A 26,248-nucleotide genomic window follows, 5' to 3' on the forward strand; every position below is an offset into this window, starting at 1 on the left:
CGCCGCGGGCGCCTGCCCGCTGACAAGTTTAGCTCGTCACCCCTCAGTCAGCCGAACCGGTTGCCGCAGGGCGCGGTGAGGGGTCCCGATGCGGCTCCGCGTGGGCCACCGGGCCCTCCGGCGCGGCATCGCTGCGGATGTCGATCCGCCACCCGGTCAGCCGCGCGGCCAGCCGGGCGTTCTGGCCTTCCTTACCGATCGCCAGCGACAACTGGAAGTCCGGGACCACGACCCGTGCGGTCTTGGCCCGTTCGTCCACGACTCGTACGGATACAACCTTCGCGGGGGACAACGCATTCCCGACGAAGCGAGCCGGATCCTCGGAGTAGTCGATGATGTCGATCTTCTCCCCGGCCAGCTCGCTCATCACGTTGCGCACCCGGGCACCCACCGGACCGATGCAGGCGCCCTTCGCGTTCACCCCCGACACCGTGGAGCGGACCGCGATCTTGGAACGGTGGCCTGCCTCACGCGCGACGGCGGCGATCTCCACCGTGCCGTCGGCGATCTCGGGCACCTCCAGCGCGAACAGCTTGCGCACCAGGTTCGGGTGGGTCCGGGACAGGGTGATCTGCGGCCCGCGGGTGCTGCGCGAGACACCCACGACATAGGCCTTGATCCGGCTGCCGTGCGGGTAGTTCTCACCCGGCACCTGCTCGGCAGCGGGCAGCACGCCCTCGGTGTCCCCGACCTGCACCACCACCATGCCGCGGGCGTTCGCGCGGGCGTCCCGCTGGATGACCCCGGCGACGATGTCGTTCTCCTTGGCGGAGAACTCGCCGAAGGTCTTCTCGTGCTCGGCGTCCCGCAACCGCTGCAGGATCACCTGGCGGGCGGTGGTGGCGGCGATCCGGCCGAACCCTTCCGGGGTGTCGTCCCACTCCTCGGCGATCTCGCCGTTCTCGTCGAGGGTGTGCGCCAGCACCCGGACGAAACCGGTCTTCCGATCGATGTCGATCTTGGCACGGGGCTGGTGGCCCTCGGTGTGCTTGTACGCCGTCAGCAGGGCGTTCTCGATGGCGTCGAGCACCGTCTCGAACGGGATGTCCTTGTCCCGTTCGATAGCGCGCAGCGCCGCGATGTCGACGTTCACCTCGGCTCCTCCTTCGCTTCGGCCGTGGAGTCCTCGCCCGCTTCGAGCGCATCGTCGTCCAGCAGTTTGAGCTCCTCGACCGGGGGCTGGCGGAACTCGATCTCGATCACCGCCTTGGCCACGGTGCGGTAGGCGACTTCCCGGATGGTGCCGCCGTCCACGAGCACCCTGGCCGCCCGCTCCCCCGCATGCCCGACGCGGCCGACGAACTCGGCCCCGCTCACCGGCGTGATACGCACCCGGCGGTACTTGGCTCGCCGCCAGTGTCTCGCCCTGGTGAGCGGGCGGTCGACACCGGGCGAGGTGACCTCGAGCGTGTAGGCACCCGCGATCAGGGCCTCGTTCTCGTCCAGCACCGCGGAGACCGCCCTGCTGATCTCGGCGACCTCGTCGAGTCCGACCCCGTCGTCGCCGTCCACCACCACCTTGACCAGCTTGCGCCGGCCGGCCTGCTGCACCTCGAGCGCGTCCAGATCGAAACCGGCGGCCGCGACGGCCTCGGCCACGATCGGTTCCAGCCGGCTGGCGAGTTCTGCTGCCACCGTCATGCTCCCCTATCGGCTGCGGTCCGTGGCCGGGTCGTACCCCGACATGTTGCCGGTCGTCCGTCCCTGCTGCCATCTGATTGTCGGTCGGTCATGGATGGTTCAGCTTATCCTGCCGGTGTGGACGGCCGCCGCTGGTCCGGACCTCACCTGGCAGGATGACTCCACGTGACAGCCCGAAGAACAGCCCGACGGATGCCGCGCGGCCGGCGTGACGTGTTGCGCGCGGGTGCGCTCGCGCTGGTCCTGCCGCTGGTGGGGCCGCTCGCCGCGGCATGCACAGCCGGTTACGAGGACAGCCCGGACCCGTTGTTACCGCTGCTACAGCGGGCGCGTTCCGAGGCGGAGGCGGCGCGCGCACTCGCCGGCTCGACGCCGCGACACGCCGAGCTGGCCACCGAGGTCGCCGCACTGCGTACCGCACAGGCGGAGCGGCTGGAAGCCGAGGTCGACCGGCTGAACCGGCCCAAGCCCAGGCCCGAGCAGCGGGCCACGGACCCCGGCCCGGTGCCGGACCTGAGGACCCTGGGTACCCGGCTGGCGCAGTGCCGGCAGCAGGCGCTGGAGCTGGTGCCCTCGGTGCCCCGGTACCGGGCCGGGCTGGTCGGCTCGGTGGCCGCGGGGTGCGCGGCGGCGCAGCAGCTGGACCAGGCACTGGGCGCCGGGCAGCCGGGCAAGCTGGAACCCGTGACCGTGCGGGAGCTGCCGGAGGAGTCGGCGCAGGCGCTGCAGCAGGCGCTGGCCGCCGAGCACGCCGCGATCTGGGTGTACGGGCTGGTCGCCGCCTACCTGCCCGGCGACTTCGACAGGGGGGTACGCGAGGGCGCGGCCGCGCACCGGGACCGCAGGGACGCCGCCGAGCGGATGCTGACCGCCGCGGGCGGCACACCACAACCGGCCGAACCCGCCTACCCACCCCCGCAGCCGGTGACCGACCAGCCCTCGGCGATGGCGCTGGTCGTCGTCGCCGAGACCGATGCCGCGCAGGCCTGGCGGGGCGTCCTGGAAAGGACCGACGACACGGCGCTGCGCTCGATGGCAGCCGAGTCCCTGCTCGGCTCGGCCACCAGGGTCACCCGCTGGCGCGCCGACGCGGGCACCACCCCGGCCGCCAACCCGCTCCCCGGCACCCCGCTCCGGTGATCCCTCAGTGCCTGTTCCTGAACTCGCGTCACGGTCGGCTCGGCCGCGCGAGTTCTTCCACTCACCATGAGCAGCTATCTCCAGTTCCGGAACAGGCTCTCAGGGGAGGGTGCCGGCGAGGCGGAGCGCATCGGTGCTGATGCGTTGCAGCAGCGCCTTGTCGGTGTGCCCCTCGAAGAAGTTGGCCTCGACGATCGTCAGGTCGCGCTCCGCGACCGTGGAGGCGTACTCGCCGGAGGCGACCTTGGGTGCGCCGGGGATGTCGGCCGTGCCGTCCCGGACCAGGTCGCTGACGTTGCCGGTGCCGCTGGTGTCGGTGATCGACTTGAGCTGCCGGGTCTGCCGCGGGTCCGGCATGGTCACCCGGGACACCGAGACCAGCGCCCGTGCGCCCTCGGACTCGGTGATGTACAGCGATCTGGACAGTTGCTCGCACTGGTGCTGGTCGAACCAGTCGCGCACGTCGCCGTAGGAGTCGGCCACGCAGTCCTCGGAGGTGACCGGGCCGGACACCACGGCGTAGCGGAACTCACCGCTGGTCAACGGGCTCTCCACGAGGGTGCCCTGCGGCTGTGGCTGTTCGGCCCCGCTGCCGCGGATCAACCACCAGGTCAGGCTGGACACGACCGCCACCGCGAGCAGCCCGCCGCCCTTGATCAACGTGTCCCGCCGCCGCGTGGACGGCGGCTCCGGACGCACCCTGGGCAGCGGCGCGGTGTGTCCGCCGCCCTGCCCGGAGCCGCCGAAGTACTGCGTTCCATCCACGCGCCTGGACGGTACTGGACGCGGGCTGTCCCGTCTGCCTCGGTGTCCGTCCTGAACGCGCGCGGCGCAGGAGCGGCCACTCAGCTGAGTGCCGCCAGCACGGCGTCCACCTCGGCCGTGGTGTTGTACAGGTGGAAGCCGACCCGTGCTCCGCCAGCCCGCGCGCTCGCGGTCAGCGGGGCCGACGCAGTGCGCGTGTACCTCGGTTCGGTCCAGGGAGGCCAGGTACGGCAGCGCCACCGCCGCGCCCACCTGCGCCAGCCAGACCGGGGAGAGGTCGAACCGGCGAGCGCCCGCGGCCAGCCGCAACGGCAAGCCGTACACCGTCTGCCACGGATCCTCGCCCGCGTACCAGCCGGCGCTCACCGGCACCGTCCGCTCGAACGCGCGCGGATGCACGGCGAGCCAGGCGGCGCCGCGGGGACAGAGCAACCACTTGTAGCCCGCGGCGACACCCCAGTCGGCCCAGTCCAACGACAGCGGCGGCCAACCCGCCGCCGGGGTGGCATCCAGCAGCACCGGCACCCCGGCGGACTCGGCGGCCGCACGGAGCGCGGGCAGGTCGACCAGCGCACCGTCGGCCGACTGGACCACGCTCACCGCCACCAGGTCGTACCCGGCGACCCGCTCCGGCAGCTCCGCGAGCGGCACCTCGGTCACCGTCACGCCCCGCCCGGCCTGCGCGGCGGGGGCACCGATGGCCACCCGCTCGGCCGGCACCCCCGACCAGCTCCGCGAACCCGGTGCGGGACGCGGCCGCCGCGGCGTCGAACTCCGGCGACCGGTTCGCGCCGGACCGCCAGCGCGACACCGCCCGCTCGACCGCCTCGGCGATCCGGCTGGAGGGGATGCCGATGCTCGGTGTGTTCAGGTACCCGGGCGGGACGTCGAACTCGGCACCGAAGACGTGGCGCACCTCAGGTCGCGTCCCCCGGCGTCGCCTGGGTGACCTCGGTGAGCCGCTGCGCGAGCTCGGCCGCCACCTCGTGGTCCAGCCCCTGGATCGTCACCGCGCCCTTGGCCGAGGCGGTGGTGACGGTGACCGTGGACAACCCGAATCGCTGCTCCAGCGGGCCGCGCTGGGTGTCCACGGTCTGGATCCGGGACATCGGGGCGACCCGCCACTCCTGCCAGAAGAACCCGGACCGCGTGTACACGGCGCTGCCGGTCACCTCCCAGCGGTGCACCCGGTACCACCACAGCGGCAGCAGCAGGGCCAGCCCCAAGCCGAGTACCGCGACCACACCGGCCGCCAGCAGCAGCCAGAACCGCGCCCCCTGGATGACCAGGCCGAGTACCACGAGGACGGCCACCACGATGCCGTAGGTGATCAGCTCCTGCACCCGCCACCAGCCGATGACCCTGCGGTCGAGCTCGTTGCGTGGTGGGCGCAGCCGCACCGGAGCACCCGTAGCGGGTTCTGACACGTTTTCCTCCCCGCGGTTCACATTCGCCGCATCCGCTGCCACAGCCGCGGCCACGGCGCTTTCGGTCCGTGACAGAGCCAGACCGGCACCCCTTGGTTCACATTGTCCGGTCTCGCGTCCAGCCGCACCGTGCCGACCCGCTGCGTGCTCGTGAAGAACCGGCCGAGGTGACGCGGGTCCGCTCCGACGTACAGCACCGGGTCGCTGCCTTCCGGCGGGGTGCCCGTGTACCAGTAGCCACGTTCGGGACTGTAGACCGGCGGCAGGCGTTGCCGGGCATGCACCTCGAGCGCGCTGGCTTGCCAGTAGGTGTGGGTGAGCACGACCGCGCCGGGGTGCCGCCGCTGCGCCGCGACGACCGTGTCGGCCAGCCGAGGCCAGCCGAGGCTGCCACTGGCCACGAAGTCGGTGGTGGTGACCATGGACACCGGGCGCACGGGCAACGCCAGTCCGATGGCAAGCAGCGCGGACAGGGCATACACCGGCCAGGTCGGCACCCACCGCCACCAGCGCGCCGGCCGGTGCCGCTCGATCCGCACGGCGGAGGCCGCGAACAGCAGCCCGTACAAGCCGGCCATGTAGTAGTACCGGCCCACCGTCACCACGAAGATCAGGGTGACCAGCAGCACGGTCCAGCCGAGAAACCGGTACTCGGCCAGTTCCGGCCCGCGCAGGAGCTGCCACAGGCCGTGACCGACCAGGAAGACGCCGACCAGCAGCCCGGAGAAGACGACGGCCAGCGGAACGATGGCCAGCGGCCCGCCCATGAACCGGTTCACCTGCTCGGCGACCACCTCCTGCATGTCCAGGTACGGCCAGTCGTTGCGGGCCTGCCACAACACCGTGGGCACGGTGGCCAGCACGGTGACACCGGCTCCCACCCAGAGCGCGGGCCGGCGCAGCAACTCCCGCGGTCCGGTCAGCAGCACCACGACGCCGAGTGCCAGCCAGAAGAACACGATCAGGAACTTGCCCTGCATGGCCACCGCGGTGGTCAGGCCGGCGAACAGCAGTAGCCGGTCGGCACGGGTCCGCACCCAGCGCACCACCAGCCAGATGGTCAACGTCCACAGGAAGGGGTCGATGGTGGAGGTGGCCAGCAGGTGCCCGGAGGCCAGTAGCTGGAAGGAGATCGCGTAGGCACCCGCCGCCAGCACCTGCGCCTTCCGGCCGCCGCCGAACTCGCGGGCGAGCAGCGCCGTCAGCAGCACGCCCAGCACCGTGACGATCATGGCGGGCAGCCGTAGGACCAGCACCGACCCGGGCGCGAGCGTGTCCATGACCAGGGCCAGCACCGGCAGCAGCCACGGCTGGTCGGCATAACCCCACTCCAGGTGGTACCTACCCGAGGCGAGGAAGTACAGCTCGTCGCCGAAGTACCCGATCCGGGCGCTGGTGGCCAGCAGTACCAGGCCCGTGGCCCCCGCGATCGCGAGCACCGGCCACCTGGCCAGCGGGGCGGGCGCCGCCGGGGCCTCGGTCACGGGCACCGCGAGTTGGTCGCGCACCTGCGGTCCTCCCCACGGGCTGCCTGTTACTGACGCGCCACATCGTAATGTGACCGGCTCACCCGTCACCCGTGACCGTGACCACCGCTACGCTCGGTCCGGCTCACCGCGCGTCCCGCGCGGAGAGCGCACCACGCGCCGCCGCGAGCAGCAGCACCACCCAGGCGACGAGCAGCAGCCCGGCGACCCCCGGCGGCAGGTAGGTCAGCGAGTCCGGGTCGGGCTCGGCCGTGGTCAGGTTCTCCGCGATACTTCCCGGCAGGAAGCGGATGACGCCCTCGGACACCCAGTCCGGCAGCATCCCGCCGAACATCACGGGCAGGAACAGCAGCGCGAGCAGCAATGCGATCGCGCCCGCCGCGCTGCGCAGCAAAAGCGCCACAGCCAGCCCGAGCAGCGCGAAGGTCACCAGCTGCGCGGTCCACCCCACGAGCACGCCGAGCACCAGGGGCTCGCCGAGCCCCGGCATCGTGACCCCGTGACCGGAAAGCACGGCGCCGCCGACGAAAAAGGACACCACCGCACAGAGCGCGCCCGCGACCAGGGTGAGTAGGCCGAGAACGATCGCCTTGGCGGCGACCAGCCTGCCGCGCCGCGGGGTCACGGTGAGCGTCACGCCGATCATCCGGCTGCTGAACTCCGGCGCGGCCGCGTTCACGCCGAGCACGATGAACAACACCACCGCGAAGGTCATCCCGGCGACCGCGCCGCCGGCCGGGTCGATGTCGGCGCGCTGTTGCTCGCTCATCTCGGCGCCGCTGCCGATGGCCAGTGCCAGCAGGGCGCTGAACCCGATCCCGGCCACCGCCGCGATGAGCAGGGTGAGCCAGGTCGAGCGCAGCGCGCGCAGCTTCGTCCACTCCGCGGCCACGGCCGCCAGCAGACCGGGCTTCGCGTACCCGGCACGGTTCTTCTCGGCCACGTCAACCATGCCGGCCATGTCACCGGCTCCCTTCGTCGGCGAGTGCGCGGGCGGTCTCGGCCGCGGCAGAGAGGTCCACAGTGGAACTGAACTGGGCGGCATCCGCGGTGAGCTCGAGGAAGGCGGCCTCCAGGCTGGCGCGGACCGGGGTCAGCTCGTGCACGCCGATCCGGTGTTCCAGCGCGAGGTCACCGATACGCGCCGAGTCCAGTTCGGTCACCAGCAGCTCACCCGCCTCACCGGTGCGCACGACCCCGCCCTCGCGGGCCAGCACCTCGTTCAGCCCGGCCGCGTCCGGGGACACCACCCGCACGTGCGCGTGCGAGCTGCGCTGGGTCAGCTCACCGATGCTCGCCTCCGCGATCAGCGTGCCGCGACCGATCACCAGCACGTGGTCGGCGGTCTCCTCCATCTCGTTCATCAGGTGGCTGGAGACGAACACGGTGCGGCCTTCCCGCGCAAGGTCCCGCATCAGGGTGCGCACCCACTGGATGCCCTCCGGGTCGAGCCCGTTGACCGGCTCGTCGAACAGCAGCACCCGCGGGTCGCCGAGCAGCGCGCCGGCAATGCCGAGCCGCTGCGACATGCCGAGCGAGAAACCGCCCGCGCGCTTTCCCGCGACCTCGGTCAGGCCGACCTGCTCGAGCACCTCGTCCACCCTGCGTGGCGGGACACCGCCCGCCTTGGCCATCCAGCTCAGATGCGCGTGCGCGGTCAGTCCACTCTGGACCGCCTTGGCGTCCAGCACCGAGCCGACCTCCTGGATCGGCGCCGGAAGGTCCGAGTAGGACTTCCCGTGCACGGTGACCGACCCGCCGGTGGGCCGGTCCAGCCCGAGGATCATCCGCATGGTGGTCGACTTGCCCGCGCCGTTGGGGCCGAGGAAGCCGGTCACCACCCCGGGTCGCACCTCGAAGGACAGCGAGTCCACGGCCTGGGTGTCGCCGAACCTCTTGGACAACTCATCTGCCTTGATCACGCTGTCCATTGCACCGCACCGGCCCGGGTGCCGCCACCGCGCAAGGTGGACAGTCGGGTGCAACTTTCGTGGATCGCGGTTACCCGTTGGTGGTGTGCCCGGCCGGGTCCCGCGGCCGCGGCGCTACCGTTGCGGCGTGAAGCGTCCGACCACCCGCGGGCTGATCGTCGTCGCGCTCGCCTTCGCCGTGCTCGACGTGGTGCTGTACCTTCTCGGCCCGAAAACCACCGGCTGGGCGGGCGCCGCCGCGCACCTGACGATCAACCTGGTCGTGGACGCCTCGCTGTGCCTGCTCGCGCGATACCCGGTGGGCGTGGCCCTGCTCGCCGTCGCGGGGGCGCTGACGATGCTCGGCTCCGACCTGTTCGCGCCCGGGTTGCTGGTACCGGAGGACGCGCTCACCATGCGGAGCGCGCCCACCGCCACCCCGGCGATCGTGGCGAACATCGGGCTGCTGCTGGACCGGCGCAGGGCCCTGATCCTGACCGGCATGCTGATGGTGCTCGCCGCCCGGCCGTGGGCGCCGAGCTGGGAGATCACCCCAACGGGGCTGCTCAACACGGCGCTGCCGCTGGCGATCGTGCTGTACCTGGACGCGCGCAAGCAACTGGTGCGTTCCCTGCGGGACCGGGCCGAACGGGCCGAACGGGAGCAGCACCTGCTGGCCGAGCAGGCGCGTGCACAGGAGCGGCGCAGGCTGGCTGCGGAGATGCACGACGTGGTCACCCACCGGCTCAGCCTGATCGTGTTACACGCTGGCGCACTCGGCGTCACCACCACCGACGCGGCGGTGCGCACCGCCGTGGAGGAGATCCGCCTTGCCGGCACCCAGGCGCTGGACGAGTTGCGCGATCTGGTCGGCGTGCTGCGGGAGGGCGGTGCCGAGCCGGGCGCGGGTGCACGGGGCGCCGGATCGGCCGCGGCGGCCGATCCGGCGGTGCTGGTGGCCGAGTCCAGGGCGGTGGGCATCCCGGTGGACCTGGTGACCGAGGGGGATCCCGGCTCGCTGTCCCCCACGGTCACCCGCACCGCCTACCGGGTGGTGCAGGAGGCGCTGACCAACGTGCGCAAGCACGCGCCCGGCGCCCGGGTGCGGGTCGGGCTGCGGTACGGGGCCGAGGGCGTACGCATCGAGGTGGCCAACACGACCTCCGAGCGGCCGCCCGACCCGGTGCTGGCCGGCCGGGGCTCCGGCGCCGGGCTGCCCGGCCTGCGGCAACGGGTGGAGCTGATCGGCGGGTCGCTGGCGGCGGGGCCGGTGGCCGGGGCCGGGGGGTACCGGCTCGATGCGATACTGCCCGCGTACGTGCCCACGGCGGAGAGCAAGGACCAGGATGATCCGGGTGGTCGTGGTCGATGACGAGCCGATGGTGTGCGCGCACCTGCGCACCATCCTGTCCACGGCCGAGGACATCGAGGTGGTGGCCGAGGCCGCGGACGGGGCCGAAGCGGTGGAGGCCGTCGTGCGGTACCAGCCGCGGGTGGTACTGATGGACCTGCGCATGCCGGGGGTGGACGGGCTGACCGCGACCGAGCGGATCTCCACCCTGCCGCGGCCGCCCGCGGTGGTGGCGCTGACCACCTTCGACGCCGACACCTACGTGCTGCGCGCGCTGCGGGCGGGCGCCGCCGGGTTCCTGGTGAAGAGCACCCCGCCCGCCGACCTGATCAGCCTGGTGCGGGTGGCGGCGGACGGCCACACGGTGCTGTCTCCCGAGGCCGCCCGGCGGCTGGTCGCCTCCTCCGCCGACGGCCAGCAGCGCGCGGAGCGCGCCCGCGGCCGTACCGGCGCGCTGACCGAGCGGGAGCGGGAGGTGCTGACCTGCCTCGGCCACGGGATGTCCAATGCGGACATCGCGGCGCGGCTGCATCTTTCCGAAGCCACGGTGAAGAGTTACGTCTCCCGGATGCTGGTGAAGCTGGACTGCGCGAACCGCACCCAGGCCGGCCTGCTGGCCCACGAAGCCGGCCTGGTCACCCCCTGACCACAGCCGGGCGGTGGGCGGGGTTGATGCTGGAGGTGCGGACCAAGATCGGCATATCGGCCGATGCGGGCCGGGCGCCGAGGCAGCCAGGATGCGGCCTATGCGTGTTTACCGCCTCAGTCTTGTCCTGGTCGTCCTGCTCCTCACCGGCCTCGCGCCGCCGGTGGGCGCCGAGCCGGGCGGTGGTCGGCTGGCGTGGCAGCCGTGCCATGGCGCGCCCGCGGACCATCCGGCCCGGTGCGCTCGGGTCACCGTCCCGGTGGACTGGAGCGAGCCGGGCACCTCGGCACGTACCGAGCTCGGTGTGGCCAGGATCCCGGCCGCCGATCCGGAGCAGCGGATCGGCGTGCTGATGTTCAACGCGGGTGGACCCGGGGTGTCCGCCCCGGCGATCGTGCGCCGCCCGGCCGCGCTGCGGCAGTACTTCCCGCAGCGGCTGCTCGACCGGTTCGACGTGGTGGGCGTGGACGTGCGGGCCACCGGTTTCGCCACACCGCTGGACTGCGCCGGCCCTGCGCGGGACGATTCGGTGTCCCGCTTCCCCATCGGGGCGGCCGGTGTCGCCAGGCTCGTCGACCGTAACCTGCGGTTCGGCCTGTCCTGCCTTTCCGGCAGCGGCCCATTGGCACGGCACCTGGACACCGCCACCGTGGCCAGGGACCTGGACCACGTTCGTGCCGCGCTCGGTGCGGAGCGGATCAGCTTCCTCGGCATGTCCTACGGAACGATGCTCGCGCAGAGCTACGCCGAGCTGTTCCCGCACCGGCTGCGCGCGCTGGTGCTGGATGGGGTGGTCGATCGCGCGGCTACCTGGCCGGAGATGGTGGAAACCGGCGCTCGCGCGGTGGAGGACGGTTTCGCGCAGTTCGCCGAGTGGTGCGCGGAAACCGGCTGCGCCCCCGGCGACGATGACGCCTACCGGATGGTCGAAACCGTGCTGGAGCGGGCTGATGCCGGGGAGCTGACCGCGGCGGGCGAGCCGGTCACCGCCGAGCAGGTCACCCGCGGGCTCACCGGCCTGCTCAACGTCGAGCTCGCCTTCCCGCGGATCGCCACCGGTCTCACCGCTGGGGTGAACACCGGCGACGTGCGTGCCCTTGTCGACACCGGCGGCGTCGGCTCGGGCGAGGCTTACGCGGCCTACCGGGCGATCCTGTGCCAGGACGTGCGGGTGCCAGCCACCGACGCCGTCCGGTTGCCGGAACTGGCGCGGCGGGTCCGGGCCCTCGCGCCCACGCTGCGCGGCGCCTCGGAGTTCTGGGACATCGGCTCCGCCTGCCCCGGCTGGCCGGTGCGGTCCCGCTGGCGGCCGCATCCGTGGCGGGTTCCGGACGACTTCGCCCGGACGCTGATCCTGTCCAACGCCCACGACGTCGCCACCCCGCGGGTCTGGGCGGAGCGGGTGCACCGGCAGCTGCCCGATAGCGTGCTGCTGCGGTTCGACGGCTACGGCCACACCCCGTGGATGTGGGAACCCGCAGCCCGTACCGCCGCCGTCGACTACCTCCTCTCCCCCGAGTGACAACTGCCGTGAGTGGCCCGCCCACCCGTCTCCCACCACCACCCAGACGGGGGCGCTGACGCGCCGCTGTGTTCCCTGCGAATTTCGCAGGGAACGGGCCACTCACAGCAGTCAGCTGGGGGTGTGGCCGGCCCGGTACATGAGGGCGTCGAAGAGGATGCGCAGGTGCTTGCTGCCGCGGGCCCAGCGGGCGTCCAGCTCGGCCTGGTCCCTCGTCGCCCAGCTCGCGATCAGGATGCCGCGCACCACGTCCATCGCGGTGTACACGGCGTGCAGGAACTCGGGGTGCTCCGCATAGTCAGGCAGCAGCGCCTTGCCGAACTCGACCAGGCTGCTGGTGGCGATCGGCTCCACCACGGACATATGCCTGCGCAGCTCGGGGTCGGTCCTGGCGGCCACCCACAGCTCCACGGTGGCCGAGAACACCGGGCCCTGGTGCATCTCCCACAGCAGGTCCAGCGCGTCCCCGACCGGATCGGCCGAGGAGCGCAGCCGCTCCAGCTCGCCGAAGGCCAGCTCGGTGCGCTTGGCCGCGAGATGCCTGATCGCGGACACCACCAGGTCGGTCTTAGTGGGAAAGTGGTGCACCTGGGCGCCGCGGGTCACGCCGGCGCGGTCGGCGACCTTCGTGGTGGTCGTGCCGGAGTAACCGTACTCGACCAGGCATTCGATGGTGGCGTCCAGCAACCGCTGGCGCATCGCCGCGCTGCGCTCCTCCTGGGTACGGCCGGGGCGCCCACCGCGCTCGCCGTTCGATCCGTTTCGGGCCACAGACATGCTGTTCACCTTATGTCGTCGCCGCCACCTGCCGGTCGAGGCCATCGGCCCGGGTGACCGCTCCGCTCAGCCTGGGGCGCCGAGCAGTTCCGCCACCAGCGGCAAGGCGATGTTGCGGCCGGAGATCACCGCGACCGCGGTGCCGCGCGCGTCCACCTTGCCGCTCAGCAACGCGGCGACCGGTGCCGCACCCGCGCCCTCGGCGACCACCCCACGCGAGCCGGCGAGGTAACGCATCGCCTCGTGCAGCTCGACCTCGCTGACCGTGACCAGCTCGTCCACGTGCTGGGACACCAGACCGATCGTCACGGAGTCGATCTCGATATTGCCGCTCAGCCCGTCAGCCACCGTGGGGCCGACCTCCACTGCCACCCATCGGCCCGCCCGCACCGAGGCGGACAGTGCCGTAGAGGCCTCCATCTCCACGCCGACGACCCGCACATCCGCCCGAGTGGACGCCCACAGACCCAGGCCGGCGGCCAGTCCACCACCACCGACCCCGCACACGACGGTCAGCGGACCGTCCAGTTGCTCGGCGAGCTCGTAACCGATCGTGCCCTGCCCGCCGATCACCTCGGGATCGTTGTACGGCGAGAGGAAGTGCGCCCCCGCCGCTGCCAGGTCCAGCGCGTGCCGTTCGGCCTCGTCGTAGGACTGGCCGACCTCCACCAGATCGATGCCCAGTGCCCGCAGCTTGTCCACCTTGGCGCGCGAGGCGTTGCCCGGCACCACGATCGTCGCCGACCGGCCGAGCGTGCGGGCGGCGAAGGCCACCCCGAGCCCGTGGTTGCCGGCCGAGGCGGCGACCACGGGCAGCTCCGGGTCGAGCGCCGCCACCGCACTGAGCGCGCCGCGCACCTTGAATGCGCCGGTGGGTTGCAGCGATTCCAGTTTCAGCGCGGGGCCGGCGAGCTCGCCGGCCGCGTCGCCGCGGTCCAGCGGTGTCGGGCGTAACCGCGCACGCACCACCGACCAGGCTCGGTCCAGGTCGGCGACGGACGGTACCCGCACCTGCCGGTGCGGCTGGGTGGACGGCATGAGTCTCCTCGTGTGCTCAACGATGATCTCCCCTGCCGTCCAGCTTGCATCCTGGCCCGACCGGGGACAAGCGACCGGACCGCGCCTTGCGGTCGCTCGTCGCGGCGGGCAAGGCCAGCTCCATCTCGCCGATGCCGTCCGCGATCACCTGTTTGGCGCCGACATCGTCGAGCAGTTCGGCCACCGGCCGGTTCGCGGCCAGGTAGGTCGCCGTGAACCGGGTGAAGCCGCGCTGTGCCGCGGCCTCGCCGAGCATCCGTACCAAGGCCGACGCGCCACCGAGCCGGCGCCACGCCCGATCGACGACCACGGCGACCTCGGCGACGCCCGGTTCGTCGGTCGCCTCGTACCGGGCGATACCCACCCCTCGCCCGCCCGGTTCGCGGGTGACCAGCGCGAAGCGACGCACGTAGTCCAATTCAGTCAGATAGCGCAGCAGCCGCGGGGTGACGCGTGGTGGCGGACCGCAGAACCTACGGCGCAGCGTCTCGGCGTCGGCGGCCCGCAACGCCGCACCCAGCTCCGCGGCGTCCGCGGGAGTGAGCAGCCCGACCTCCACGGGGCGCCCGTCCCGCAACCGCACCGTGCGAGGGAAATCGACGGGAAACTCCACGCCCCCGGAAAATGCCACCCCGGTTCGAGTGACCGGGACAGCGGATGTGCGGATCATCGCATCTCACCCTTTCGGCTCATCGAGCAGACCCTTTTGGCTCATCCTCGGCCGGCGCCACCCCGTCGTGTTTCCGATACCGTGTTTCGAAACCGTGCCTTTTCCTTTTCGCGCGGCGTATTTCCTTACTACACCCGAAAACATGACCGGACCAGACGCTTGTGACACATCACCGGAACACGCGAGGATCGGGGCATGGGAAGGGAGGTGCGCTATCCAAACGTCCGGTAACGGGTTGCGACGACCGGGCGATACGGAGTACCTGGACGGCCCATACCGAGGAGGCCGGAAGTTGCCCGCCCGGACGGGGTGGTTGGTATCTATCGACATCATACTGAGGCAGGTAGTGTGCGAAGTATCGCGGATCTTCGAAAATGTGCGTCGGCACATCTGGACACGTATGTCGATCCCAGAGCACCGTTCGCCTTCGCGACCTACGACCAGCTCTACGACTTCTCCGGCACGCTCACCGCACCGGACTGCCTCGCCGCCAACCTGCTGACCCTGCGGCTGCGGCACGATCACGTGATCCCGCTGTTCCAACGGGACGCGGGTGCCGGCCCCCGGCTGCTGGCGGCCATGCAGCGGGTGCTGGACGCGACCACCCCGGACGAACCCGCCTTCGCGGAGCTGGACTCGATCGACGAGCCGCCGTTCCGACTGGTCCGCAACGCCAACCTGCTCACCGAGGAGGTACCACAGTGGACGGCGGTGACGGTCTCGAAGGTGCTGCACCGGTTACGCCCGCACCTGGTCCCGATCTGCGACGCGCTCGTCCGGCGCTTCTACCTCGCCGACCAGACGGTGACCTTCTATCGGGCGCTGCACGACGATGTGCGGGCCAACCGGGACCTGCTCGCCGCGATCACCCGGGGCAGGCGGACCCCGGACGGCCGCCCGCTTTCCGAGCTGCGCGCGCTGGACATCGTGATCTGGCACCACGAACGATACGGCTGCTGCGTGTTGTCCTGACGGCGCGCAGGCTCACTCGCGCAGGTGCCGTTCGAACCAGTCCGCGGCCAGCCCGGCCACCTGGTCCAACGCGCCCGGTTCCTCGAACAGGTGACTCGCCCCGGCGACCACCTCGATCCGATGCGGCGCTTGCAGCCGCGCGGCGGCCTCCCGGTTGAGCTCCAGTACCTGTTCGTCGCGTCCGCCGACGACCAGCAGGGTCGGCGCGCTCACCCTGGCCAAGGCGGGACCGGCGAGATCGGGCCGGCCGCCCCGGGACACCACCGCGCCCACCGGCTGCTCGCTCGCGGCGACCAGCGCGGCGGCCGCCCCGGTGCTGGCGCCGAACAGCCCGACCGGAACGCCCCGGACCGGGCCATGCTCACGGAACCGGTCCACGGCCGCGCCGACCCGTTCGGCCAGCAGCGGGATGTCGAACCGCGGTGTCCCGGTGCCGGCGTCGGTCCGGTCCTCGTCCGGGGTGAGCAGGTCCAGCAGCAGGGTGGCAAGCCCGTGCCGCCGCAATGCGGTGGCCACGGCCTGGTTCCGGCTGCTGTGTCGGGAACTCCCCGAGCCATGCGCGAACACCACCAGCCCGGCCGGGCCAGGTGGTACCGCCAGGTCTCCCGCCAGGTCGGTACCGTTCGCCTCGACGACCACCGGCGTGCTGCCCACCATCATGCCGCCGGAGTGCCCCGCGCGCCCCGTGCCCAAACCCGGTATCAGAGCAGGCGCAGCTGGGTCTCGCGGGGTTTGCGGCGCGGGGTGTCCCCCACCCGCTCGCACACCTCGGGATCGAGGTCGGCGAGGAACGGCGACCTGGTGGTGGTCCGGGGCTGTCCCTGGCGGAGACGCTCCGCGACGTGGCTGAGGTACAGGTGCCGCTGCGCCCTGGTCATCCCGACGAACAGCAACCGGCGCTCCTCCGCGGTTTCCTCGTCGGCGGCCTTCTCGGCGGCGCCGGGCCACCGCAGCGGCAGCAGCCCGTCCTCGCAGCCGACCACGAACACCACCGGGAACTCCAGCCCCTTCGCCGCGTGCAGGGTCAGCAGGGACACCCGGTCGGCTCGGGGGTCCCAGGTGTCCACCTCGATCCCGAGCAGCAATTCGGTGCGGAAGCGTTCCAGGTCCTCGTCGCAGCGCTCGGCGAGCGGCGTGAGCAGCTCGAAGGCGGTATGCAGGTCCGCCGCGGCGGCATCGCGTTCCTCGTTGCGCGGCAGGCGCTCCAGGCAGGCGTCCGCGGCCCGACGTAGCCGTCCCGGCACGGAGACCGCCGGGCCGCCGGGCGGTTCGGTGGTGGGCAGGTAGTTCAGCTCGGCGAGGATCGCCGGCACGCCGGGGCGGTCGGTCAGCCGGTCGTGCGAGCGTTTCTGGAACGGCAGACCCGCCCTGGTCAGCGCGTCCATGACGGCACGTGCCTGCCGGTCGGTCCGGTAGAGCACGGCGAAGTCGGAGAATCCCAGCCCCTGGGTGCCGTCGGAGTCCACCCTGCCGCTGTCCAGCGAATGGAACGAGGCGCCGCCGAGTAGCTGCTCGATGGTGCGCGCCACGAACGAGGCCTCGGCCTGCTCGGTGGTCGCGGCATGCGTGCCGACCGGGGCGTCGCCGTGCTCCCCCATCGGGTGCAGCGCGCGCCCGGGCACCAGCGTGCCGGGGGCGATCAGCCCCAGTGCCGCGGCCAGCACCTTCGCGCTGGACCGGTAGTTGCGGGTGAGCCGGACGGTGTGCGCGGACGGGAAGTCCTCCCGGAAGCGCAGGAAGAAGCCGACGTCCGCACCGCGGAACCGGTAGATGGCCTGGTCGGGGTCGCCGATGGCGGTGAGGTTGCCGTCGGCGGGGGCGAGCAGGCGCAGCAGCCGGTACTGCTGCTCGTCCACGTCCTGGTACTCGTCCACCGAGATCCAGCGGTACCGCTCCCGGTAGGCCGCGACCAGCTCCGGGTCCGACTCCAGCAGGGTCACCGGCAGCGTGACGAGGTCGTCGAAGTCGACCAGGTTCCGCTGCCGCAACGCCTTGAGATAGCGATCGGCGGCATCGGCCAGCTCGAGATCGGACCCGCCGGTGCGCCGCTGCCGGGACAGTTCGGTGAGCAACCTGCCCGCGCGCTTCTCGTCCCCCGCCAGCTCGGTGGCGATCTCCATCCGCAGGTTCGCGTCGGCGATGCCGAAGTCGGCGGGCAGGCCGGCGCGCTCGTGCTGCTCGCGCAGGATGCGGACCCCGAGCGCGTGGAAGGTGGCCACGGTCACCCCTGGCGCGTGTTCCGGTACCAGCGCGACGAGCCGTTCGGACATCTCCTCGGCCGCGCGCCGGGTGAAGGTGATCGCCAGGCACTGCCCCGGTGGCACCTCGTACGCCGTCAGCAGGTGCGCGAGCCGGTGGGTCAGGGTGCGGGTCTTGCCGGTCCCGGGGCCCGCGATGATCAGCAACGGGCCGCCGGTGACCTCCGCCGCGGCACGCTGCTCCGGGTCCAGCCCGTCCAGCAGGCGGCTCGGCGAGGCGGCCGGCGGTGGCGATGACGCCGGCTCCGGCGGGCGCGACGGCTGCGGCGGGGCGGGCGGCTCGGCCGGCGCACGCGGCGGCCGCGCCGGCTCGGCCCGCGCCGGCGTGGACTCGCCGAGGCCGAACAGCCCGTCGTCGAACAGCGCGGGCGCGTCGATCGTTCCGGCCCGCCGCAGCTCCCCCGGTTCGAACAGGCGAATCACGCCGTACTCGCCGTCGTAGCCGGGCTGCCTGGTCACCTCGCCGCGGCGCAGCCTGCCCACGGCCTCGGCGAGCAGGGGTGAGTGCCGTTCGATGTCGTCCACCGGAACGTCCTGCAGAATCGCCAGCTCGGGCCCCAGCGCGGCGGTGAGTTTGTCGATCTGCCCCAGCACCTTCTTGCTTTTCGGCCCGGTCCCGACGATCTCGCTCATGATCTCCGGCAGCGGCACGAGACAGCGGAAGTCCGCCGCGCCCTCGGGGCGGATGCCCTCCCGGCGGTCGGCCAGTTCCTCGACCCTGTTCAGCACCCCGACGGTGAGCGGCTTGCCGCATTCCGGGCAGTTGCCGCCGTGCCGCTCGGTCTCCGGCGGCTCCATCCGGACGCCGCACTTGCGGTGCCCGTCGACGTGGTACTTGCCCTCCTCGGGGAAGAACTCGATCGACCCGGCGTGCCCGTTTCCGGTCTCCAGCGCGCGACGCACGGCGTGGAAGTCCAGGTCGGTGTCGAACACCGTGGCTTCCCTGCCCAGCATCGGCGGTGAGTGCGCGTCGGAGTTGCTGACCAGCCGGTACCGGTCCAGCGCGCTGATCTTCCAGTTCATCTCCGGGTCGCTGGACAGTCCCGTCTCCAGCGCGAAGATGTGGTCGGCGAGATCGGCGTAACAGTCCTCGATCGCGTCGAAACCGGATTTGGAACCCAGCACCGCGAACCACGGGGTCCAGATGTGCGCGGGCACCAGGTAGGACCCCTCGCCGCATTCCAGGGTGATCTCCAGCAGGTCCCGGGAGTCCAGCCCGAGGATGGGGCGGCCGTCCGATCCGAGGTTGCCGATCCGGCCGAGCTTGCGGTTGAACTCCGCGGCCGCGTCGAAGTCCGGCAGGTAGATCAGATGGTGCACCTTGCGGGTGCGCTCGGCGCGCTTGTAGATCGTGGAGATCTCCACCGACAGCATGAACCGGACCCGCCCCGCGGCCAGGCTCGGTGGCAGCCTCCGGACGATGTCGGCGTCCAGGTCCTCGCGCAACCGGAACAGCCCCTGCTCGGCGGGGACCAGGCACTCGCGCAGGTGGTCGAACCACGCGGGATGGGTGAAGTCACCCGTCCCGACGAGCGTGACGCCCTTACGCCGGGCCCACCAGGTCAGATGCTCGAGATCACAGTCCTTGCTGCAAGCCCTGGAGTACTTGGAGTGGATGTGCAGATCGGCATGGAAACGCACCCGGGTCATGCTGCCACAGTCCGGATGAGGATCGACACGGGCCGTCGCGGCCGCTCGACCCCGTGGTGCCGGTCACCCGGCCGCCCATGTCACCCTTCCTGAGGAGGCGTAACGGAGGCGAAGGGAGCGCGCGTGCCTACTCAGATAGCGCGGGCCAACGCGATCACCGAGTGGTTCAACGAGAACTCCAGCGAGATGATCTCCGGCCTGATCAACATCGTGATCGTCATCGTGGTCGCGCTCGTGCTGCGGGCGGTGCTCGGTCGCGTGATAGACCAGTTGGCCAAGCGGATGGTGAACTCCCGCGACCGGCTCAGCAAGACGAGGGCGGCCGGCCGCATCGTGAAGTCCGGCGAGGCCTCACGCGGGGAGCGGCAGCGGCAGCGCGCGCGGACCGTCGCCTCCGTGTTGAAGAGCGTGGCCACCTTCGTCATCCTCGGAATCGCCTTCGTGACCGTGCTCGGGCAGATCGGCGTCAACATCGGGCCGATCCTGGCCAGCGCCGGGGTACTCGGCCTCGCGATCGGGTTCGGGGCGCAGAGCCTGGTGCAGGACTTCCTCTCCGGGCTGTTCATGATCGCCGAGGACCAGTACGGCGTGGGGGACGTGATCGACGCCGGAGAGGCGGTCGGCACCGTGGAGGCGGTCACCCTGCGGGTCACCAGGATCCGTGATCTCAACGGCGGCCTGTGGCACGTGCGCAACGGCGAGATCATGCGCGTCTGCAACATGAACCAGGACTGGGCCAACGCCGTGATCGAACTCCCGCTGGACTACTCGGTGGACGTGGAGCAGGCCAAGGAGGTCATCCAGCTCAACATCGACCAGTTCGCCGACGACCCCGAGTACGCTCCCAAGATCATCGAACGCCCGGACATCAGCGGCGTGGTGAGCATCGGCAACGGCGCGGTGACCGTGCGGGTGATGGTCACCACGCAGCCGGGCGAGCAGTGGGCGCTCGGCAGGGCGCTGCGCGGCCACCTGAAGAGCGGGCTGGACAGGGCGAACATCAAGGTCGCCTACCCGGTGCTGCCGGTCACCGGCGCCGGTGCCGCGCAGCAGGGGTGAGCGGCCCGGCGCGAGGGGTCAGGACCAGCACGCGTCCCAGGTGTTCTGGCCCACGATGCCGTCCACGCCAAGCCCGCGTTCCCGCTGGAACGCGGTGCAGGCGGACTTCGACCCCGGCCCGTAGGCCCCGTCCACGGTCAGGGACCAGCCGAGCTCGCGCATCCGTCGCTGCCAGACGGTGACGCTGCGGTGGTAGGTGATCGGCGGGTAGGACAGGTACACCCCCGGCCACGGCGGCACCGCGGCCTGCCGGGGGTCCAGCGAGTCGTCCCGCACGAGGGCGTAGAGCCGGTCGCCGGGGCAGGAGGTGGCCAGGTGGTCCCGGTGACCGTTGATCTCCTCGGCCGCGCCGCCCGCGCCGCGCAACCGGGCGATCGCCGCCCGGTACGCCGCGACCAACTCGTCCGGAACCGGGTCCGCTCCACCCACCAGACCGCATACCGCGTACCAGTTCTGATTTCCGGACGTCGTGCCGTTCGCCGCGGTACGCACGCCCGTTCCACGGCCGGCGAAAATATAGTCGTGAATGCACACCAGATAGGTGTACGCGATATCCGACCACTCTTTTCCGTCCATGTGATGGTTCTGAATCGCGCGCACCTGGCCGGCGCATTCGTCATGATTCTGCCGGGCGATGTTGCCGGCGTCGACATAGTGGACGGTCACCCCGCCGTGCTGCGGTGTGATGCTGCGCGAGACGTTCCTCGGCGACCGCGCGCCCCACTCCGACCGGCTGACGAATGTGGTCATCGCGGAGCCCCCCGATCGCAGTCCACCCCGGCGTCGAGCGGCTCACCGGTGGCCGGGTCGACCCCGGCCGGCTCGGTTCGCGCGAGGGCGGTCGCCGGAACCGCTGTCGCCGCGGCCGTTATCGCCAGCGATTTCCCGGCGAATCCGATGAAGGAACGTCGACTCGATTCGTACTCGGGCATGCAGCCTCCCGTTTGCGTTGTCCGCGGGAAGTCCAGTGTTCGGAAGGCTACGGCCGACCTGGGTGACGATCAACAGTAAGCAATGCGAAGAGTTCCCTGTTGGCGGAATTTTAGGCGTTTGTTGGCCCGCCGGGCGTGAGGTTCAGTCCCCGCCGAGCATCTGCCCGAGCACGGCCCGGTGCGCCGGTTTCGCGGTCTCGTCACGCCGCCTGCCCGCCGCCCTGCAACGGGTCGTCAGCGGCTACGACTTCCCTGGCGCGACCACCGGGGCCGCGGGACCGGCGCCGTTCACAGCGCAACCGGATGGATGGCTATCGCACCGCGTGCAGGCAGCGGGCCGCCTGCGCGCGAAACGCCGCCGCGAGCTCGGGTGGACCGCTGACGAGGGTGAAGTCGGTGTCCACCGAGGTGATCATCCACACCAGGGACGCGACGGTGTCCGCGCCGAGGTGCAGCAGGCAGCTGCGGTCATCGACGGCTTCCACCACGCCCATGCCCGGCCATACCCGCTCGGCCACGGCGTCGGCGGACTCGTGCAGGGTGACCGTGGCCTGGCAGGGCCAGGTGCGGGTGGACAACTGGTGCGCCAGGTAGGTGACGACGTCACCGTGCGGCGGCCTCCTCGGCGTGAACCGCGGGCCGGTGGGGGTGCGCGGGGTCAGCCGGTCGACGCGGAAGGTGCGCCAGTCCTCGCGATCAGTGTCGAAGGCGACGAGGTACCAGTGCCGGCCGAAGTTGACCAGCCGATACGGCTCCACCGACCGGATGGTGCCCGCACCGCGCAGGCTGGTGTAGTCGAACCGCAGCCGCTCCCGCCTCCGGCAAGCGTCGGCGATCGCCATCAGGGTGTCCGCCGACACGCGCGGCCCGGGCGCGGTACCGGCGCGGACCGTCGCGGTGTGCAGGGTGTTCACCCGGTGCCGCAGGCGGGAGGGCAACACCTGCTCGAGCTTGGTCAGCGCGCGCAGTGAGGTCTCCTCGATTCCGGTGACCGATCCGCCCGCCGCCGTCCGCAGCCCGACCGCCACGGCTACGGCCTCCTCGTCGTCCAGCAGCAGCGGCGGTAGCGAGGCTCCCGCGCCCAGCCGGTAGCCCGCGGCGCCCCGCACGGCGAGCACGGGATACCCGAGTTCGCGCAGCCGCTCCACGTCCCTGCGGACGGTGCGCGTCGTCACCTCGAGCCGGTGCGCCAGTTCGGCGCCCGAGCAGTCCCGGTGCGTCTGCAGCAGGGACAGCAGTTTCAGCAGCCGCACGGGGGTCTCCAACACCCCGGTAAGTCTGCCAGCGACTTAGGATCAGTGCTGTCCTAACCGGCTTCTAACGTTCTGCCCATGACAAACACACCACACGACATCCGGCCCTTCCGGATCGAGATCCCGCAGGACCAGCTCGACGACCTGCGGGCGCGGTTGGCCAACACTCGCTGGCCGGACGAGCTGCCGGGGGTCGGCTGGAGCCGTGGCGTCCCGGTCGGATATCTGAAGGACCTGGCCGAATACTGGCGCACCGGGTACGACTGGCGCGCACAGGAGGCGAAGCTGAACGAGTACCCGCAGTTCCGCACCACCGTCGACGGGCAGAACCTGCACTTTCTGCACGTACGCTCGCCGGAACCGGACGCCACTCCCCTGATCCTGTTGCACGGCTGGCCCGGCGGGTTCGTGGACTTCCTCGACGTGATCGGTCCGCTGTCGGATCCCCGCGCCCATGGGGACGACCCGGCCGACGCCTTTCATCTGGTGATCCCGTCGTTGCCCGGGTTCGGCTTCTCCACGCCACTGGCAGGTCCGGGGATGAACGCGGCCCGCATGGCCGGGGTACTGATGCGGCTGATGTCCTCGCTCGGGTACGAACGTTACGGCGTGCAGGGCTACGACACCGGCGCGTGGGTCGGCCCGGAACTGGGTCGCCAGGCGCCGGACCACGTGCTCGGGGTTCACCTCAATGCCTTGCTCACCTTCCCGGTCGGAGCCGAGGGCGAGTTCGACGGCCTCACCGAGGCGGAGCAGCGCGTCTGGCAGGACATGCAGAACTTCAACGACGGCTACCTGCAGTGCAATTCCAAACGCCCGCAGACGGTGACCTACGGGCTGCACGACTCGCCGGTCGGCCAACTCGCCTGGATCATGGAGAAGTTCAGGGAGCTGACCGACCCGGAGGACGGGTTGCCCGAGGACAGCATCGACCGCGACCGGATGCTCACCGATGTCTCGCTGTACTGGCTGACCGGGACGGCGGGATCGGCGGCACAGATCTACTACGAGGAGACCTCGGCCACCGACTGGGGCGCGACGGCCGACGACGGGCAGGACTGGTCCACGGGTGAGCGCGGCACGGTGCCGACCGGGGTGCTGGTGTCCGCCCATGATGTGACCATCCGTCCCTGGGCCGAGCGCGACCACAACATCGTGCACTGGACCGAACTCGCCAGCGGTGGACACTTCCTGGCCATGGAGGCACCGGGGGCGCTGGTCGACGACGTCCGCACCTTCTTCCGGAAGTCGCGCTGACATGGGTGCCCGCGGACCCGGCCGGGCCACCGTGCTGAGCCCGCGGGCACTCAACCGCGCGGTGCTGGCACGCCAGTTGCTGCTGGAGCGCGCGAACCTACCGGTGGTCCCCACCGTCGAGCGCGTGCTCGGCCTGAACGCGCAGGACCCGAACCTGCCCTACCTCGCGCTGTGGAGCAGGCTCGAGCGGTTCTCGATCGGTGACCTGACCACGGTTATCCAAGACGGGGCCCTCGTGCGGTCGACCATGATGCGGGCTACCCAGCATCTCATGCCGGTACCGGACTTCCGGTTCGTCCGGCCGGTGCTGGCGCCGCTGCTGCGCCGGGTGCAACGCAACGCGTTCGGCCGCCGCACCGCGGGCGTCGACCTGGACGAGTTGGTCGCCGAGGCGCGGGTCCTGCTCGCCGACGGCCAGATGCTGACCCGGCCCGAGCTGGGACGGCTACTCGCGCGGCGGCGCCCTGGCATCGACCCGGCGGCCCTCGGTTGGACGGTGCAGTATCTGCTGCCGCTGCTGCATCCGGCACCGAGCGGCACCTGGAACGTCCGTGGCCCGACCCCGTTCGCCTCGGCGGAGTGGACCGGGGTACGGCGAGAGGCCACCGCCGAGGATGTGCGCGAGTTGGTCCGGCGTTACCTGGCGGCATTCGGCCCGGCGACCGTTGCCGATGCCTGGGCCTGGTCCGGGGTAAGCGGACTGCCCGAGGTCTTCGCGCGGTTGCGGCCCGAGCTGAGGGTGTACACCGACGAGTCCGGGCGGGAGTTGTTCGACTTGCCGGACCGGCCGATGCCCGCGGCCGACCTGCCGGCGCCGGTCCGGTTCCTTCCGGAGTTCGACGCCACCCTGCTGGCGCACGCGGACCGCACCCGGGTCATGACCGACCAGATCCGCCGGCAGGTGTGCGTCGGCGCGGGGGTCGCGGCGACCGTCCTTGTCGACGGCACCGTGGCCGCGACCTGGACTACCCACCGCAAAAAGGACACCGCCGTGCTGACCGTGCGACCACTTCGCCCACTGTCCACTACGGACAACGAGCGCATCGAGGTCGAGGCTGTTCAGCTGCTTGCCTTCACCAACCCGGACGCCACGACCATGGTCGAGTGGAACCGGTAACCTCGCCGGCGAGCTGATTCCCGCAATCATGCCGGGGAGTGTCAGCGATCTTGTGGGTGGTGATGTGATCACCCTGTCACTGCTGCACGTCGAGCCGGTCGCCGTAGTGCATGGCGAGCGCGTTCAACGCCTGCTTCCAGCCTACTACCTTTCCAGTGATATTGGAACGGTTCTTGAGCGGATTATTGATCACGAGATAGAGCACTTTGAGCGCAGCCTGATCATTCGGGAAATGACCGCGCCGCCGCGTGGCTTGCCGAAACCGGGCGTTCAGGCTCTCAATCGCATTCGTGGTGTACACCAGCCTCCGCAACTCGGGCGGATGGGCAAGGAACGGTGTGAACTGTTCCCAACTGTTACGCCACAACCGGACCATCGCTGGATAGCGTTCCTCCCACTCGGCGCAGAATTCGACGAACTCGACTTCGGCGGCCTCCGCGGTGGGCGCGGTGTAGATCAGCTTGAGCCGTTTCGTGATCGCCGACCAGTACTTCTTCGAGGCGTAACGCAGGCTCGCCCGCACCAGGTGCACCACACACAACTGGACCTCCGCCTGGGGCCACAACGCGGCGATCGCCTCGGGGAGCCCCTTCAGGCCGTCACAGGCGACGATCAGGACATCCTCGACACCACGGTTCTTCAAGTCAGACAAGTGGTTCAGCCAGCCCTTGGCGCCTTCGCCGCCGGTGCCGACCCACATGCCCAGCACATCCCGCTCACCAGCCAGAGTGATCCCCACCGCGATATAGATCGGCCGGTTCGCCACCGCCCCATCACGAATCTTGACATGAATAGCATCGATCAGCACAACGGGATACACGCGATCCAGCGGCCGGGCTTGCCACGAATTCAGATCGTCAACCACCTTATCGGTGATCTTCGAGATCAGCTCACGCGACACCCGAGCATCATAAATATCGGCCAGGTGTGCCTGAATCTCGCCGGTCGTTAGCCCCTTAGCGTACAGGGAAATGACCGCATCATCGAACCCCTCGACCCGGCGAGCGTACTTCGGTACGATCTGCGGAGTGAACGTCCCCTGCCGGTCCCGGGGCACGTCGATCCGCACATCACCCACATCGGTCCGTACCGTTTTCGACGACGAACCGTTCCGCTCGTTCCCCCCGAACTTCCCGGCAACATCGCCCTTCGCATAACCCAGATGATCATCGAGCTCGGCGTTCAGCGCCGACTCCAGCACCGTCTTCGTCACCTGCCGCAACAGCCCGTTCGGGCCGACCAGCGACACGCCATCCGCACGAGCCTTGTCGATCAACTCCCGGGCAACCCGCACATCAAGATCATCACCAGAGGAGTTCCCGTCAGCGGCCGAGCCGACCACCCTGTCTTCGCTTGTCAACCTAGATCCTTCCCAG

Annotated in this window: 23 protein-coding genes and 1 pseudogene; 8 read left to right on the forward strand and 16 right to left on the reverse strand. The window is 70.9% G+C overall.

Features of this window, described 5'->3' with window-relative positions:
* Nucleotides 1-43: 43 nt before the first annotated feature.
* Together nusA and rimP are read right to left on the reverse strand one after the other, a co-directional pair.
* Nucleotides 44-1,093, reverse strand: a complete 1,050-nt coding sequence (nusA, locus tag FB471_RS30660) for a transcription termination factor NusA (RefSeq protein ID WP_142003331.1) — start codon at nt 1,091-1,093, stop codon at nt 44-46.
* The gene (gene rimP, locus FB471_RS30665) at nt 1,090-1,635 is read right to left on the reverse strand and encodes a ribosome maturation factor RimP (RefSeq protein WP_142003332.1); all 546 of its coding nucleotides are present in this window, start codon (nt 1,633-1,635) and stop codon (nt 1,090-1,092) included. The genes nusA and rimP overlap by 4 nt, the downstream gene beginning before the upstream one ends.
* A 198-nt stretch (nt 1,636-1,833) precedes the next feature.
* Between rimP and FB471_RS30670 the strand changes: the two genes are divergently transcribed.
* Entirely contained in the window at nt 1,834-2,781 is a 948-nt protein-coding gene (locus FB471_RS30670; RefSeq protein ID WP_142003333.1) for a ferritin-like domain-containing protein, read from the forward strand.
* A gap of 99 nt (nt 2,782-2,880) precedes the next feature.
* Here FB471_RS30670 and FB471_RS30675 read toward each other — a convergent pair whose 3' ends face one another.
* The 6 genes and pseudogenes from FB471_RS30675 to FB471_RS30700 form a co-directional block, all read right to left on the reverse strand.
* On the reverse strand, nt 2,881-3,546 hold the full coding sequence (locus tag FB471_RS30675; RefSeq protein WP_142003334.1) for a hypothetical protein: 666 nt from the start codon (nt 3,544-3,546) through the stop codon (nt 2,881-2,883).
* Nucleotides 3,547-3,626: 80 nt separating this feature from the next.
* Nucleotides 3,627-4,462 (reverse strand): annotated as a pseudogene (locus FB471_RS30680) (aminotransferase class V-fold PLP-dependent enzyme).
* A 1-nt stretch (nt 4,463) separates the two neighbouring features.
* Nucleotides 4,464-4,973, reverse strand: a complete 510-nt coding sequence (locus tag FB471_RS30685) for a PH domain-containing protein (RefSeq protein ID WP_246076802.1) — start codon at nt 4,971-4,973, stop codon at nt 4,464-4,466.
* 17 nt (nt 4,974-4,990) lie between these two features.
* Nucleotides 4,991-6,481 (reverse strand): ArnT family glycosyltransferase, encoded by a 1,491-nt coding sequence (locus tag FB471_RS30690; protein ID WP_142003335.1) that lies wholly within the window; start codon nt 6,479-6,481, stop codon nt 4,991-4,993.
* A 103-nt stretch (nt 6,482-6,584) separates the two neighbouring features.
* Nucleotides 6,585-7,421 (reverse strand): ABC transporter permease, encoded by an 837-nt coding sequence (locus FB471_RS30695; protein WP_170221060.1) that lies wholly within the window; start codon nt 7,419-7,421, stop codon nt 6,585-6,587.
* A 1-nt stretch (nt 7,422) separates the two neighbouring features.
* Nucleotides 7,423-8,382: an ABC transporter ATP-binding protein gene (locus FB471_RS30700; protein ID WP_142003337.1), complete on the reverse strand. Its 960-nt coding sequence runs from the start codon at nt 8,380-8,382 to the stop codon at nt 7,423-7,425.
* A gap of 136 nt (nt 8,383-8,518) precedes the next feature.
* Here FB471_RS30700 and FB471_RS30705 point away from each other — a divergent pair, with 136 nt between their 5' ends.
* From FB471_RS30705 to FB471_RS30715, 3 genes are all read left to right on the forward strand, one after another.
* Nucleotides 8,519-9,742 (forward strand): sensor histidine kinase, encoded by a 1,224-nt coding sequence (locus tag FB471_RS30705; RefSeq protein WP_142003338.1) that lies wholly within the window; start codon nt 8,519-8,521, stop codon nt 9,740-9,742.
* The gene (locus tag FB471_RS30710) at nt 9,717-10,367 is read left to right on the forward strand and encodes a response regulator transcription factor (RefSeq protein WP_142003339.1); all 651 of its coding nucleotides are present in this window, start codon (nt 9,717-9,719) and stop codon (nt 10,365-10,367) included. The genes FB471_RS30705 and FB471_RS30710 overlap by 26 nt, the downstream gene beginning before the upstream one ends.
* A gap of 100 nt (nt 10,368-10,467) precedes the next feature.
* Nucleotides 10,468-11,889: an alpha/beta fold hydrolase gene (locus FB471_RS30715; RefSeq protein WP_170221061.1), complete on the forward strand. Its 1,422-nt coding sequence runs from the start codon at nt 10,468-10,470 to the stop codon at nt 11,887-11,889.
* 111 nt (nt 11,890-12,000) lie between these two features.
* Here the strand turns inward: FB471_RS30715 and FB471_RS30720 are convergent, their stop codons facing one another.
* The 3 genes from FB471_RS30720 to FB471_RS30730 all read right to left on the reverse strand — a co-directional run bounded on the left by FB471_RS30720 (nt 12,001) and on the right by FB471_RS30730 (nt 14,374).
* On the reverse strand, nt 12,001-12,588 hold the full coding sequence (locus FB471_RS30720) for a TetR family transcriptional regulator (protein ID WP_142003930.1): 588 nt from the start codon (nt 12,586-12,588) through the stop codon (nt 12,001-12,003).
* A gap of 144 nt (nt 12,589-12,732) precedes the next feature.
* Nucleotides 12,733-13,704, reverse strand: a complete 972-nt coding sequence (locus FB471_RS30725; RefSeq protein WP_142003341.1) for a threonine ammonia-lyase — start codon at nt 13,702-13,704, stop codon at nt 12,733-12,735.
* 16 nt (nt 13,705-13,720) lie between these two features.
* Nucleotides 13,721-14,374: a GNAT family N-acetyltransferase gene (locus FB471_RS30730; protein ID WP_142003342.1), complete on the reverse strand. Its 654-nt coding sequence runs from the start codon at nt 14,372-14,374 to the stop codon at nt 13,721-13,723.
* Nucleotides 14,375-14,722: 348 nt separating this feature from the next.
* Between FB471_RS30730 and FB471_RS30735 the strand changes: the two genes are divergently transcribed.
* Nucleotides 14,723-15,346 (forward strand): DUF6308 family protein, encoded by a 624-nt coding sequence (locus FB471_RS30735; protein ID WP_142003343.1) that lies wholly within the window; start codon nt 14,723-14,725, stop codon nt 15,344-15,346.
* A 12-nt stretch (nt 15,347-15,358) separates the two neighbouring features.
* Here FB471_RS30735 and FB471_RS30740 read toward each other — a convergent pair whose 3' ends face one another.
* Together FB471_RS30740 and FB471_RS30745 are read right to left on the reverse strand one after the other, a co-directional pair.
* The gene (locus FB471_RS30740; RefSeq protein ID WP_142003932.1) at nt 15,359-16,003 is read right to left on the reverse strand and encodes a dienelactone hydrolase family protein; all 645 of its coding nucleotides are present in this window, start codon (nt 16,001-16,003) and stop codon (nt 15,359-15,361) included.
* Nucleotides 16,004-16,047: 44 nt separating this feature from the next.
* A complete protein-coding gene (locus tag FB471_RS30745; RefSeq protein WP_246076804.1) occupies nt 16,048-19,254 on the reverse strand; it encodes a UvrD-helicase domain-containing protein in 3,207 nt (1,068 codons plus the stop codon).
* A 123-nt stretch (nt 19,255-19,377) separates the two neighbouring features.
* On the opposite strand from FB471_RS30745, the gene FB471_RS30750 reads away from it, so the two are divergent.
* Nucleotides 19,378-20,313, forward strand: coding sequence for a mechanosensitive ion channel family protein (locus FB471_RS30750; RefSeq protein WP_211358294.1), 936 nt, complete (start codon nt 19,378-19,380; stop codon nt 20,311-20,313).
* 18 nt (nt 20,314-20,331) lie between these two features.
* Here FB471_RS30750 and FB471_RS30755 read toward each other — a convergent pair whose 3' ends face one another.
* Both FB471_RS30755 and FB471_RS30760 read right to left on the reverse strand, forming a co-directional pair.
* Nucleotides 20,332-21,063, reverse strand: a complete 732-nt coding sequence (locus FB471_RS30755) for a peptidoglycan recognition protein family protein (RefSeq protein WP_142003344.1) — start codon at nt 21,061-21,063, stop codon at nt 20,332-20,334.
* A gap of 493 nt (nt 21,064-21,556) precedes the next feature.
* Nucleotides 21,557-22,513: a helix-turn-helix transcriptional regulator gene (locus tag FB471_RS30760; protein ID WP_142003345.1), complete on the reverse strand. Its 957-nt coding sequence runs from the start codon at nt 22,511-22,513 to the stop codon at nt 21,557-21,559.
* Between the two features lie 63 nt (nt 22,514-22,576).
* Between FB471_RS30760 and FB471_RS30765 the strand changes: the two genes are divergently transcribed.
* Complete coding sequence (locus tag FB471_RS30765) at nt 22,577-23,755, forward strand: epoxide hydrolase family protein (RefSeq protein WP_142003346.1); 1,179 nt, start codon at nt 22,577-22,579, stop codon at nt 23,753-23,755.
* A 1-nt stretch (nt 23,756) separates the two neighbouring features.
* Nucleotides 23,757-24,872, forward strand: coding sequence for a winged helix DNA-binding domain-containing protein (locus FB471_RS30770; protein ID WP_142003347.1), 1,116 nt, complete (start codon nt 23,757-23,759; stop codon nt 24,870-24,872).
* 76 nt (nt 24,873-24,948) lie between these two features.
* Here FB471_RS30770 and FB471_RS30775 read toward each other — a convergent pair whose 3' ends face one another.
* A complete protein-coding gene (locus FB471_RS30775; protein WP_141996154.1) occupies nt 24,949-26,232 on the reverse strand; it encodes an IS256 family transposase in 1,284 nt (427 codons plus the stop codon).
* Nucleotides 26,233-26,248 lie beyond the last annotated feature (16 nt).

This window comes from Amycolatopsis cihanbeyliensis, assembly GCF_006715045.1.
Classification (GTDB): domain Bacteria; phylum Actinomycetota; class Actinomycetes; order Mycobacteriales; family Pseudonocardiaceae; genus Amycolatopsis; species Amycolatopsis cihanbeyliensis.